The sequence below is a fragment of the Marinifilum breve genome (assembly GCF_003202155.1).
GTDB lineage: Bacteria > Bacteroidota > Bacteroidia > Bacteroidales > Marinifilaceae > Marinifilum > Marinifilum breve.
Genome location: NZ_QFLI01000009.1, coordinates 134,324 through 147,034 on the forward strand (window position 1 = coordinate 134,324; position 12,711 = coordinate 147,034).

Genomic DNA, 12,711 nt, shown 5'->3' on the forward strand with positions numbered 1-12,711 from the left:
TTTTAGCTTGTATTTACTCTTTCACATATTTAATTCTCTCTTCCCTTGAATTGGTGATAAAACTTTGAATTCTATCGAAGGCAAAGTATACACAAGGAATTACTACCAAACTAAGAAGGGTAGAAGTAATCAAACCTGCAATTACTGCAATAGCCATTGGAGCTCTAAGTGCAGCACTTTCGCCAAATCCAATTGTTAATGGAAGAAGAGCCAAAATGGTTGTTACACTGGTCATGATAATTGGTCGAATTCTATTCTCACCAGCCATGATAATGGAATCGCGTAATGAGTTTCCTTGCTCCTTGAACTGGTTGATGGCGTCTACCAGAATTATGGAGTCGTTTACCGCAATTCCTCCCAGCATGATAATTCCGATGTAAGCCATAATGTTCATAGGAATCCCTAGTAGGAAGAAAGCCCAAACAGCTCCAACTCCTGCCAAAGGAATGGTAAGTAAAATGGTAAATGGATGAATTAAAGATTCAAACTGAGATGCCATTACCATATACACAAGAATTACCGAAAGCATTAGAGCAAAGCTAAGGTTCGACATGGATTCCTGTCTTTTTTGTTCTTCACCAATTAATCCAATTTGGTAACCCGTTGGCAAGTCTACATTCGCTAATTTTTCATTGATCTTCCCAACAACCTGGTCAAATGCCATATCGCCATGAATATCTGCACTGATTTTTCCGATTCGGTTTTGGTTTCTGCGAAGCATTTGTTTCGGCGATGAGGACTTTTCGATATGAGCAACTTCGTATAGAGGAATTTCTGAATTGCCATTCTGAAGCATTACAGAATTCAGTTCACTGATACTGATCTCAGGAAGTTGGACAGTGATGTCGCTCATTTCGCCACCATGCTCGTATTTGCCTGCTTGTTTTCCCATAAGCATGTCCTGTAATTGTCCGGCAATACTTTCGGTACTCATGTTAAAAATACCTGCTTTATAGCGATCAACCACAACATTAACTTCAGGAGCACCTTCTTCAATATTGGTTTGCACATTGGCCAGTTCAGGAATTGAAATCAAACTCTCCTTAATCTCATTCGATAAGCGTTCTAAAACCGCCATATCTTTTCCTTTTACTTCAACTTCAATAGGAGCATCTTCTGTTCCAATAGTTGATTGTAATGCGGTTTCATCTCTTACAATAGATATTTCGGCATTAGGAACATTGCTGATTAATGTTCCAACATTGTTTAGAATTTCTTCTGAAAGAGAAATGTATTCTTTCTTCAATCGGATTTTGATATTGGCAGTATTCTCATTTTGGAAAACAGCTTTGTCGGTTGCACTTCCTGTATCAGGGCCAATTTTGCTGTAAACCGTTTCAATTTGATCGCCCATAGATTGCCAAAGCATCGATTCAATGGCATCAACCGTTTTTGAGGTTCTTTTCAATTGTGTGCCTTCTTGTAGCTCTATATCTAAGCTAAACTCACCAACACCACTTTTAGGTAAATATTCATTACCAACCATTGGAAGAATAAGTCCGGTTACAATCAGTAAAGCACAAGCACTAATAATTACAAGCCCTCTTTTATTTAAAAGCTTGCCTAACAATTCGCCATACCATCCAATCTTAACAGATTTAAATTTGACCTTTTTCTTACTTCCCTTGTAGGCATAGTTAAAAAGCATTGGAATAAAGAGAATGGCTACAAAAAGAGAAGCAATCAATGAGAATGCAACAGTCCAGGCCTGATCTTTGAACAAGGCGCCAGAAGCACCATGCAAATATACAATCGGAAGGAATACCACAATGGTAGTTAACGTAGAAGCTACAATGGCTCCACCTACTTCAGAAGTTCCTTCAATGGCTGCATCTTTCACCGATAAGCCAAGTTCCATTTTTCTAAAGATGTTCTCAATCACAACAATGGCATTGTCTACCAACATCCCTGCACCAAGAGCCAATCCACCCAAAGTCATAATGTTTAGACTAAGGCCATTAAAGTACATCAGGTTGAAAGTGGCAATAATAGAAACTGGAATTGCGAAACTTACGATAGCGGTAACTTTGAACCTGCGAAGGAAAATGAACAGTACAAAAATCGCTATCAAAACTCCGAGAAGAGCTGTTTCTTCTACTTCATCAATGGCTTTTTGTATAAACTGTCCCTGATTTTGAACAATGACGAATTGATATCCCGGCAAAGCTTTTTTAATGGATTCCATTGCGGTATCGAAATCTTCTACAGCTTTTACTGTATTCGATCCGGTTTCTTTGTAAATGGAAAGCCCTACACAGCGTTCACCATTTATTCGAACAATATTTTGAGCCTGTTTGGGAACAAACTTTACTTGTGCTACATCTTTTAGTAGAATTGGCACCTTATTTTTAACAGGAACTTGGTTGCCCTGATTTGCACCAGCTTGTGTTGGAAGGTTTGCTTGTAGGTTTTTAGTGCCAACAATTACATTTTCTATCTCCTCTATTTCTCGAATTAAACCAGCACCTTTGATGATGTACTTGGTACCCATTTCAACGATGCTTCCGCCGGATACATTTCGGTTCAGACTTTGAATTTTCTGAACAATTTGATCAACAGTCAGATCATGAGCATCTAGAAGATATTGGTTGGTTTCAATTCGAATTTCTTTCTCAAGTGCACCAGTTAATTCAACTTCAGCGATACCTTCCAATCTGATTAATTCATTTCGGATGTAATTCTCACCAATCTTCCGTAGCTCATCCATATCTTTTATTTCCGGATGAAGCATTCCCATGATTAGAATAGGAGATGCATTAGGATCGTGCTGAGTGATTGTGAAATCGTCTAGCTCAGAATTTTGAGAATATGTTGTTAAAGCCTTTTGCAGGTCAAGAAAAGCTTCATCCATATCGCTTCCCCAGGTATATTCGACGGTTACACGAGCCGAACCAACCATACAAACCGATGAAACTTGACTTACACCCTTTTGCCTGATGGCCTGAGATTCTATACTTTCAATGAATTGTTTTTCTATCTCTTCAGGAGGTCGTTCACCTGCCTTTATTTCCACAAAAATGCGCGGAGCATTCATTTCCGGAAATAGATCTACACTCAGTTTACCCAGCGAAACATAGCCTAATAGTAAAATGGCCAATACAATCATGGACACAGTTACTGGGTAATTAACTGAAAATTGAGTTATTTTCTTCATGTGGAATTACTTTACAATCTTAATTTTTGAACGATTTCGAAGCGTTTCAAAGCCCTTAACAACCAATCGATCTTTCTTTTCCAATCCTGAAACAATTTGCACTTCATCTGGGTTTTCTAAGCCAAATTCAATTATACGTTCTTCTGCTAATCCTTTGTGAACAACAAACACAACGTTTCCTTTTTGTTTGTTTAGAATTACATTTTTAGGAATTACAAGTGCAGAATCTGCCTTGGCAACCACAATTTCTCCTTTGGCAAACATTCCTGGACGTAACAATAGTTTTGAGTTGTTGATATTAATTACCGCTTTGAACGAACGAGTTTCGGCATCAATGGCTGGTGAAAGTTGAGCAAGCACTCCATTTAAAGTATCGCCAGGGATGGTATAGTTTACGATATTAACTGGCTGACCAGTCTTAATCATGGAAATGTTTTTCTCGGCAAGATTAATTTCCATGTGAAGATTGCTGTAATCCATCATACTTAGAACTGGAGAAGCAGCTTCAATTCTTGTGTTTTCGGTATAATAGTTTAGATTTGTAATCGTTCCTGAAAATGGAGCTTTTACTTTTAGTTTCTCCAATCGGAATATTGCATCCTCGTATGAATATTTGGCATTAATCAATTCAATTTCAGCATTCTTTAATTCAGAAAGGGTTACGCCTCCTTTTTTGTAAAGTGACTGCTGCTTTTCGAAAGTCTGCTTCGAAATTTCCAATCGTAGCTCTAAGGATTTGATTTTGATATTATTTTCGTATTCCTTGTCTTCAAGCTGAATTACAACAGTTCCTTCTTTTACGTAATCTCCCAATTGGAATTTTCTTCCTGTGTTTGGATTGATTTGAAGTTGGTATTTTCCGGCAACTTCTGATTTTAAATCTACCGTCTTAATTGGTTCTACTGTACCTGTTGTACTGATGTATTTTTCGATGCTTTTAGGTGCAATTTCCTTTACGGATACCTGAATTGCGATATCCTTATTTAAATCAGCTTTTTTATCATCGCAAGAAGCGAAAAGTGTAGCTCCCAAAAGTAAAATTGCAAGTCGTTTCATTGTTAAGGCCATTATATTTTGAATTAGTATTGATTTTAAATTAGTTCATTTTTATGTTCTCTTGTAACTCAAGTGGTACAAAAGATTGATCTTTTTCGAAATCCCAAAGTGATTGAATTTTAAGGTTTAATAGTTCAAGCTTGTATCTTATTAAAGAATTGGCAAGTTCCATTTTTTTCCCTGAAAGTTGATTTTGGAATCGCTCAAGGTCGATACTCGTTAAATCTCCGTTTCGGTACCTTTCCAGGTTGATATCGTAGGTTAACTGAGCATTTTTCTCATTTTGCTTGGCAATTTCTATTCGTTGGATGAGGTTTTGCAGGTTGCGATAAGTTTTTCGGATGTTGATGGTAATATCGTCTTTCAAACTGTTTTTATCGATCTGTCTGCTTTCCACTTCCAATTCTGCTGCTCTGATTCTTGCTCTTCTTTCACCCCAATCGAAAATCGGGATAGAGAAAGTAACACCAACTCGTGGGCTTTTAGTTGGTTTGTCGTAAACATCGGCCAGTTTTTTGTTATTTCCCATTATCCCCATTGAAAGACTGATATTTCCTTTAAATTCATTAATTGATGAGGTCTCAATCAAGTCGAATTTTGCATTATTCAAATCAATTTCTCTTTGGGTAAGTTCCAATCTTTGGCTTAATCCATTTTTAATGGCTTTTTCAAGATCCACAATTACAGGAACGTATTGAATATTGGTAGAAACTGAGATGTCCTCGTAAAGAGAAATTCCTAGTAGTAGTTTGAAGTCATCTTTTGCATTCTCAAGTTCAACTTGGTTGTTGTCCATATTAGATTTACTAGTTGCCAGGTTTAATTCTGCTTGGTATAATTCTTCCTTGGCCGAAAGTCCTCCTTCTACTTTACTTGCAATAATTTCTTTGCTGATTTTCTGATTTTCGTATTCTTCCTCAGAAATTTTTAAGGCCATTTGTTTTTGGTAAATGTTATAGAATGCCTGATTCACCTGACGCTCGATATTCAGCATCTGAATGGAATAGGAAAGAGTTGCATTTTCCAGATTCAACTCGTTTCGAGTTAGATCCATTTTGGTTTTGTTGAAGGTGAAAATTGGCTGATCGTACTGCATGTACAACGAATTGTTATAACCAGAATAAGAAGAACCACTTGCTTCTGATGAATTGTCCTGATATCCAAATTCATTTCGTAATGACAATTTACCATCTGTTAATTTAATAGGTTGAGAAACGGTAAAAGTTCCACTGGTACCTTTATTTTCTGAAGTATTCCAAGTAGAGAAATACTCGTTGTAGGATTCGGTTTTCTCGTATGAAATAGGTGTAACATCAAATGAGAATCGTGAACGTAATGATGCCAACTGAGCATTCAAACGTTCCTTATTCTGTTGCATATTTATCCTCGATTTTTTAATGTCAGGACTGTTGTCGAATGCTATTAAAAGGGCTTCTTCCAAAGTGAGTTCCTTTTGTGCTGAAGCATAAAAAGAACCAATGAATAAAAATCCTGTTAAAGCGAATGTTTTTAATGTAAGCTTGTTAAGAATCATGCTATTATAAGTCTATTTGTTTTCTACCCATTTAATTGCGTCGGCGAATAAGTATGCACCAACCGATTTGTTATTTAATTCAACTTTTGCGGTTTCGGGAGTGATATAGTAACTGCCCAAATAGTTCCATCCATTTTCCAGCTCCTGATCGGATTTATTCACCTCCTCAAATCCATCTTCATGATAGATCTTAAAGTTATAATCGGTTTTTGTTTTTTTTCTTCGGCCCCAATATTGCTCAATCTTATTCACGTGACAGAACACATCGTAGTACCCAGGTTTTTTTAATTCAGGTTTCCAACTGGCACTTCTGTCTCCAGTACCTGTTTTTGTAAAAAATGCTGAGCGTACATACTTACCAAAGAAGCCCGATCTTAGTACATTTTTCCACTCATTTGGTGGATTCCAGGTTCTTAATCTGGCATATTCTTCAATATCATCTCTTCGGCTATCAACCCATTGTTTTAATTGGCTCTTGTTAGAAATCTGAATGTATTCAAACCCTTTGTCTTCATTATCAACAACAAATTCATTGGCATCTAAAACACCTTCAAATAAGTCACACTCCTGGGTATCATTAAAGAATTTGCTTCTTTTGGTATCGGCAAATGAAATAAAATCATAAACCAGACTGTTCGGAAGATTCTCAGAAAGGTGAGTGAAGACATTCATTCTGCCTGGTTCTGATGGAAATACAAAGCCCACTTCCTTAGCAGAATGAGCAGGAATAAATATGGATTTTGAGAAATCAGGTTTTTTGTTTCCTCCGCCTCTTCTTCTGAATCGGTTATTTTGTCCACCAGTTTCAATAATAACGCTTACAATTCCATCAACCGATTCTGGATTGGAAATTTTAAATCGAATTTGATATTTGATATGATCACCATCTTTAACCTTGTAGGTTTGAAGATCTTTTAATAAAAAGCCAGGCAATTTGGTCGTGGTGTACCAATCTTCAATTTCCGATTTTACAGATGAATTAAAGTTGGCCAACAAAAGGCTATCGAATTGAGAGAAATAGAACTTTTGGTGACGATTTGATTCAATAAATTCTTTAAGCACCTTGTTGAATTTATCTTCGCCATATCTGGCTTTAAAAAGAGAGAACAAATGCTTGCCTTTTACTCTTAAAATATCGTTTAATATGATTTGATCATCTAAATCATCTGCCTTAGGAATTTTTATATCAGCAATATCTCTAAGCGAAGAGTTTTTAAGAAGTAGATTAATTCTTTCGGCTTTGCTGATTCCTTGCCAGCGCCAACGTGAGAAGTTTTGTGATACTTCGTTATTTTCCTTGATATAAACCCCTAATGCAGTATTTAATGCAGGTATTTCTTTGGAAGATATACCAGATGAATAAGAAAAGTAATTTGGGAAAATAGAGAATGTATTTCTATCGACATGGTCGAATTGATACCACTCATTTGATGGCGGCATAAAATTACCACGAATAAAGCGTTTAAAAATTCGTGCCTGCAGTTCTTCTTCTGAAACTTCTTCGTTATCTCTCTTCATTCGCTTTTCAAAGCGCTTTCTGCGATTTTTAAAATCAGTTTCTTCCATTACAACTCCTTTTTCAGGATAGAAAATAATTTCAGGTTGTATGGCATTACCGGCAACTGACCAATTGTGTTTGTCCAGCGAGAATTGAATTGGTACTTCGGCCATTGACAATCTTTTAAAAGGATAGGAGTAGCCATGTGAAGTTTCATACTCATTTTTAAGTTCTCGTATTAAAGATGGAAGGCTATCTTGAATGACATTAAAGTGTTTAAGGAAAAACTGATTTCCCGTGATTGAATAAATTGAATATTCAACCGAATCAACATCAATACTTTGTTTTTGATAATCTCCTATTAATAAACTGATTTGAGGTAAAGGGTACTCTGGTTCAAATGAAAATTCACCAGCATTTGTTTTGCTTCGCTTGCCTTGCGATACTGCTGTTAAGTTTTCCTGAGTCTTTACATGTAGTTTGAATTCTGCAAAATCAGGAGAATATAAACTTGGATAAAGAGAAGAATAACCCACTCCTGAAATTGGGTACCAAAGTGCTTCGCTTGTAAGGCAAACAAAATCGTCTTTTAGGTATGAATTTCTTTTTCTAATTCTGAACATCTCTGCGGTAAAGTTGTCCCTTATCAAGTTAGGATCAGAATCTAAAAAGTGTGTTCTTTCATCAATTTTACCTGCATAATCGAATTGAATGTTAAGGTCTTTGTTTAATGCAATTTTGTTCTTCGGAACAATTTTTATTAGTTGTTCGTTTCGAAGAAATTGAACAGGCTTGTTCTCGATTGATACAGAGTTGATTTTAAGTTGTGGGTTTAAACTAAATATTAGCGTATCGATACTTTGCTTAGAATTGTTTTTGGCTTGGATTTTTGCTGAAACTTGAATTTGATCATCAAGGTGTGTTAGGTGTAAGTCGCACTTGCTAACTTCAAGTTTTGCGTAATCAACATACTGGTTGTTTATTGAGATCAGCTTGTCTCTGTACTTTTCACTTCCTATTTTAATATCCAGATATTTATAGCTTAGGCCACCTGCTATGGCAAAACTTATTAATGCCAAATAAATTGGTAATGAAACCAACCTTTTCGATTGAGGAAGACGTGGTAGTTTCCAAATGGTAAATAGAATCAAGCCAATTCCTAAAAACAGATAGATTCCTCTGTGAATCGCCACTTCAAATATGTTTCCAAATCCGCCTATTGTTGAATTCATCATGGGAATTTGGTAGGCGATATAATCGAATATTTGGTAAACTTTTGTGTTTAAATAAAAGATGGTTAAAGCGATATAACCCAATAAAATAATAAAGGTAATGGCTTGATTCTTTAGTAGAATCATCATGAAGAAAGCCAATCCCAGTATATAAATTAAGGTGGGAATTGATATTAAGAGAGGATAATATAAAAGTACCCAAATGTTTTGCGATGATTCGTTACTCAGAAAGGAAAAACCGATCCCCATAAGTAGCATGATTACATTCAGAATTACAAATACCATGATGATGCCAAGGGATTTGCCTAAAATGTATTCGCTATTGGTCATTGAGCGGGCATAAATCACTTCAACAGTATCGTTTTTGCTGTCTTGTTTTAAGAATTCAGATGCCAAAAAGACTGCAACAATGGCTTGACCAAGATTGAGAATGATAAGGTTGGCATAAGGAATAGCTGCAGGTAAAGCTCTGTAAATCCATGGAGCATCGCTACCTTCAACAAAAGCCGCAATGTTAAAACCTCCTATAAATAGGATGGCCATTATGGCAAAAATTCTGAAAAACCATGAACGAAGCAATGTTTTGGTTTCGTATTTGGCTACGGATTGTATGGTGTGTAGAGAAAGCATGTAAATTCTAAATTAATGTTGCTGATTTTTCCATAAAATACACATAGGCATGTTCAAGGTTGGGTTCTAGTTCAATGGCATTTTTAAAATTACTCCCATCACCAATTAACTGAACCTCCCATCCATCTTTGGTAGGAATAGTTGACACCACAGCGTACTGTTCTTTGATTAGATCGTATTCATAACCTGAAGTATTTACTTGCCAAACATGTCCTTTTGCTTGTTCTATTAATTCCTGTGGAGAACCATTAAAGGCAAGTTTTCCGGTATTTAAAAGAGCCAAATTGTTACAAACACTTGAAATATCGCCTACGATATGTGTGGAGAGAATGATGATAACATCTTTCTGACTAATTTCTGATAAGATATTTCTGAAACGGATTCGTTCTTCTGGATCAAGGCCTGTTGTTGGTTCATCAACAATGATAATTTTAGGATCGCCAATTAAAGTTTGGGCGATTCCCAATCTTCTTTTCATCCCCCCTGAGAGTTTGTTTGCATCACGTTCTCTTACATCAAACAGACCAACTTTTTCGAGCCACTCATCAACCCTTTCCCGTCTAACTTTCTTGCTTCTAATTCCTGCTAATGATGCGGCATAGTCTAAAAATTCCCAGGTTTTTAATTTTGTAAAAAATCGAAAATCCTGTGGCAAGTATCCAAGCATGTTTCTAATTTCCTTTCGATCTTTTATTAGATCGAACCCATCGTAATACACATTGCCTTCAGAGGCTTGCATTAGCGTGACTAATATTCGCATTAAACTGGATTTACCTGCGCCATTTGGTCCTAATAGGCCAAACATGCCGTTGCCAATTTCTAAATTGATATTGTCAAGAGCTTTTTTGCCATTAGGATATACTTTACTCAAAGAGTCTATTTTAATTTGCATTGGTAGCCTTCAATTAGTGAATTTTATTGGTGGTGTAATCGATATGCATAATTAATTGAAACTGCCTATCAAATTTACAATTTATGCTAAATTTTTATATGCTTTATATTCATTATTCGATAAACTTACCTCTTTACTCGATTTATGTAGTTTATCAGACAAGAAATAAGGAAGAAAGGTTACAGAAAATGGAATTATTTTATGGATCTGCGTATCTTTACTGTAAACGCAAAATGTAAAGGTGTGATTTTTAGTATAAAAGATGATTCTTCTGATAGAAAAGAGTTTACTCCTCTTGAAATTCTTCAGGAAATAGAGAAACGAAGAGATATGGTAATGATTGATGTTCGTGAACCTGTCGAAGTTCAAATTTGCCATTTGGAAAATGCCAGACATATTCCGATGGGAGATATTCCTTCAAAAATGGAAGAACTACCAAAGGATAAAGATTTGGTAGTGTTTTGCCACATGGGAATACGTAGCAAACAAGTTATGAATTATCTTCGAAAAAATGGATTCTCCCGAGTTTATAATTTAAAAGGTGGAATCGACCGCTGGTCAGTTGAGGTCGATCCCAAAGTTCAGAGATATAGATAATATTTAGCCTTGTAAATCTTTTATTTAACTAATATATCTTGTGACAGTACAAATGGTTTTCCTGTATTGGATATTCCTTCTATAACCAATTCATAATCGCCAATTATATCGCTGGATGTAAATTCTAATTCAATATTCCTGTTTTTTGATAGCACCAATTTTGGTTGCCATAAAATATCTGTTCTAAAATCAGGATATCCATCAAGAATATTTGGTTTATTGATTTGTTTACATTCTTTAGTAAAAAGTGGAAGGTAATACCTTTCAGTATTAAAAGGGAGTTGCTGTATTTCGCAGTTTTTCTTTTTAGAAATGATGTGTGTAATTCCATAAAAATGAGAATCAGAGTATAAATATTCATAGGGAACTACTTCAATTCGATCTATATCTCTAGGATTCATAGAAAGTATTTCGTTAGGATTTGAAAATACTAATCCATCAAATAAGAATAATGCTTCATATGGCATTTGCTTGAGCTGATCATCATTATAAACGAATATGTTGGATTTTTTCTTATTGTATTTTATTCTAACATGTGAGATTAATTCATGGAAGTATTCTGGGAGAGAATCTAATCTTACATAATCATCAATAACAACTTTAATCTTTGGTTTTCCGAAAAAGTTAGATTGAGCACGGTATATTGTAGTGTCTTTATTAGGTGCAAAATCAATTTGATTGTAAATCTCTCGAACTTTGTAATTTTCCCATTGTTCTTTTACGAATTTAAGGTTTTCCGCATTGTTTATATTGAAAATTGGTTTGTTTAAATTTACACCTGATTTGTTGAATTTATCTTTTAATATAAAATTGTATTTTATAGTGTCTGTATTTATTAGTTGTAGTGCAATATCATGTAAACCTGATTGAAGCGGTAACCTAAAGTAGCATTTCCCTTGAGTATTTGTGTATTGGGATTGCAAATCAGCATACTCCCCAGTTTTAGTCATAAGGATTTCATGGTCCGATAAAGCATTCTTGGTATCAGGACTAATTATTTTACACTCTAGAATAAAATTGTCTTTCTCTATATATTTATCATTACTAACCTGGTGTTTATCAGTTAATATTTTTCTGTAGAGTGCAATTGAAGAACTGAAGCACACTCTATTTAAACTTTGAACTACTGATGGTTCGAATAAATTAGCATTATGGTCGAAATATTTATAAAAATTTAAAAAGTTAATGAAATCAACTCTACTTTTAACTGGTTCCTTTTTACGTAGACTCGCTGAAAGAAATAAGGTATCGCCAAAGTTAGAGTAGTCATTATAGTTCAGTTCTATTTTTGTATTTTTTCTTGGACCAAGAACTATTCGTGCTTTTTCTATAGGCGTTGTGTTCCATAACTTCCTAAGGAAAAGAGTATGTTCTGCTATTTTTTCTCCTTGTTTATTTAGTAAATGAAAGGAATATATCTCACCTTTAAGACTATTTATTTTGATTTTTTTAGTCCATTTTCCATCTGAAAATCTGAATTTTGAATGAATAGAATCTCTCTGTGACCTAAGAATAAGCTCGAATTCCGATTGACTTTGCTCATTGGCTTGTGGAATTGTAAATTGCAGGCTTAAAATTCTTTCTAGATCTTCAACTTGAGCTTCAATCTTGATATCTTGATTAGAAATGCTATCTAATGCAGTCCATGAATTGGATTTTAAAGGAGTGATAATGACTTCATGTTGGGAATTTTTAAGGGGTGGTTTTGAAGTCGTATTATTGTTAAAAATGTATATAGGAACTACAGTAATAAGTTCCTTTGAGAATGAATTTGACCAATGAGTATATGCATTAAGACTATAATTACCTGTTGGTAAATCTTTGTTGGTTACGAAACCTCCTTCACCCATTCCATTTTTTAAAATCACACTTTCTTTTGAAACTGGTATACCATCTTTATTAATGAGCTCAATGTAAGCGACATTGCTTTGTTTTGAAAGTAAGTTATTTCCAAGATTGATACAATAAGCTTTAAACCATAATGGCTCACCTGCAATGAAAATACTTTTGTTTGTATGCAAGTGTATCTTCTCCAAAAATAACCTATGGTTTTCTTTCGCGTGTAAACTAATTTGGATGGATAGTAATATGAATATTATAAATAACCTTTTCATAGTT

At 35.0% G+C, this 12,711-nt stretch carries 7 protein-coding genes; 1 reads left to right on the plus strand and 6 read right to left on the minus strand.

The features are described 5' to 3' along the window. Window positions 1-13 precede the first annotated feature (13 nt). Genes DF185_RS17800 through DF185_RS17820 form a run of 5 tightly spaced genes read right to left on the minus strand, consistent with a single transcriptional unit; the run spans window position 14 to window position 9,975 of the window. Window positions 14-3,154 carry an efflux RND transporter permease subunit gene (locus tag DF185_RS17800; RefSeq protein WP_110362116.1) on the minus strand — a complete coding sequence of 1,047 codons (3,141 nt, stop codon included), beginning with the start codon at window positions 3,152-3,154 and terminating at the stop codon, window positions 14-16. 6 nt (window positions 3,155-3,160) lie between these two features. Then, a complete protein-coding gene (locus tag DF185_RS17805) occupies window positions 3,161-4,210 on the minus strand; it encodes an efflux RND transporter periplasmic adaptor subunit (RefSeq protein ID WP_165836066.1) in 1,050 nt (349 codons plus the stop codon). Between the two features lie 40 nt (window positions 4,211-4,250). Further along, window positions 4,251-5,744 carry a TolC family protein gene (locus tag DF185_RS17810; protein ID WP_110362118.1) on the minus strand — a complete coding sequence of 498 codons (1,494 nt, stop codon included), beginning with the start codon at window positions 5,742-5,744 and terminating at the stop codon, window positions 4,251-4,253. A gap of 12 nt (window positions 5,745-5,756) precedes the next feature. Then, window positions 5,757-9,104, minus strand: a complete 3,348-nt coding sequence (locus tag DF185_RS17815; protein ID WP_110362119.1) for a golvesin C-terminal-like domain-containing protein — start codon at window positions 9,102-9,104, stop codon at window positions 5,757-5,759. Window positions 9,105-9,111: 7 nt separating this feature from the next. Next, the gene (locus tag DF185_RS17820) at window positions 9,112-9,975 is read right to left on the minus strand and encodes an ABC transporter ATP-binding protein (RefSeq protein WP_243421793.1); all 864 of its coding nucleotides are present in this window, start codon (window positions 9,973-9,975) and stop codon (window positions 9,112-9,114) included. A gap of 222 nt (window positions 9,976-10,197) precedes the next feature. Here DF185_RS17820 and DF185_RS17825 point away from each other — a divergent pair, with 222 nt between their 5' ends. After that, window positions 10,198-10,593 carry a rhodanese-like domain-containing protein gene (locus DF185_RS17825; RefSeq protein WP_110362121.1) on the plus strand — a complete coding sequence of 132 codons (396 nt, stop codon included), beginning with the start codon at window positions 10,198-10,200 and terminating at the stop codon, window positions 10,591-10,593. Between the two features lie 20 nt (window positions 10,594-10,613). Here the strand turns inward: DF185_RS17825 and DF185_RS17830 are convergent, their stop codons facing one another. Beyond that, entirely contained in the window at window positions 10,614-12,707 is a 2,094-nt protein-coding gene (locus DF185_RS17830) for a hypothetical protein (protein WP_110362122.1), read from the minus strand. Window positions 12,708-12,711: the final 4 nt, after the last annotated feature.